The organism is Elstera litoralis (genome assembly GCF_000963705.1).
Classification (GTDB): Bacteria; Pseudomonadota; Alphaproteobacteria; order Elsterales; family Elsteraceae; genus Elstera; species Elstera litoralis.
Genome location: NZ_LAJY01000817.1, coordinates 1 through 1,139, shown reverse-complemented (window position 1 = coordinate 1,139; position 1,139 = coordinate 1). Strand labels below are relative to the sequence as shown.

The 1,139-nt window shown below is 59.5% G+C and carries 2 protein-coding genes; both read left to right on the top strand.

All coding sequences use genetic code 11. The features are described from left to right. Positions 1–40: 40 nt before the first annotated feature. Complete coding sequence (gene fsa / locus VZ95_RS19970; RefSeq protein ID WP_045777426.1) at positions 41–697, top strand: fructose-6-phosphate aldolase; 657 nt, start codon at positions 41–43, stop codon at positions 695–697. A gap of 15 nt (positions 698–712) precedes the next feature. Beyond that, the coding region (locus VZ95_RS19965; protein ID WP_156995456.1) for a DUF484 family protein at positions 713–1,139 on the top strand (427 nt) is incomplete at its 3' end.

Genomic DNA, 1,139 nt, shown 5'->3' with positions numbered 1-1,139 from the left:
SGGCGGGCAGTCCGCCAAGGCTAAGGRAAGAAGCATCAGGATGAAGTTCTTTATCGACACGGCCGACGTTGCGGAAATTAAAGCCCTGGTGCCCACCGGGCTGGTGGACGGCGTGACCACCAATCCCTCCTTGGTAGCGAAAACTGGCCGTAAGTTCACGGATGTTATCGCGGAAATCTGCGAAATCGTCGAAGGCCCCGTTTCGGCGGAAGTGGCGGCGACCGATTTCGACACGATGCTGAAGGAAGGGCTGCACCTCGCGGCTATCGCCAAGAACGTCACGGTGAAGCTGCCGCTGACAGTCGATGGGCTCAAGACCTGCAAGCATTTATCGGATAAGGGCATTCAAACCAATGTCACCCTCTGCTTCTCCCCGGCGCAAGCGCTGCTGGCGGCCAAAGCGGGCGCGACCTTTATTTCCCCCTTCGTTGGGCGCTTGGACGATATCGGCCACGATGGCATGGGCCTGATTGCCGAGATCATCGAGATTTATTCGGCCTATCCGAATTTCACCACCGAAGTGCTGGTCGCCTCGGTGCGCAACCCGACCCACATCATCGAAGCCGCCAAGATGGGGGCCGATGTTTCGACCTTGCCGCCGTCGCTGCTGTGGATGCTCTATAAGCACCCGCTGACCGAACGCGGCCTTGAGACCTTCTTGAAAGATTGGGCCGCGACCGGCCAATCGATCCTCTAGAACGGAACGAAACGGATGGACGAGCGCAGCGTAGAGCAGAGCGGACGGCAAGGGGAAGCGGTTGCGAAGGTGAAAGCCGACGCGCTGACCGATGCCGCCGTGCTGACCTACCTGCGCCGTAATCCCGATTTTCTAGTGCGGCACCCCGATATTGCCGGGGTGCTGATACCGCCCGTGCGCGCGATGGGCGAGGGGGTTGTCGATCTTCAGCAGTTCATCGTCCAAAAACTGCGCTCGGACATTAGCCGCCTCAAGCTCAATCAGCGCAAACTGATTGCCACCAGCCGCAATAATCTCGTCAGCCAAGGCCGCGTGCATGCCGCGATTATCGCCCTCATTGGCGCGCGCAGCTTCGAAGATTTCATTACGGTGCTGACGGATGAGCTTGCCAGCTTACTCGATGTGGATGCGGTCGGCTTCTGCCTGGAAGCCAGCGGCGAAG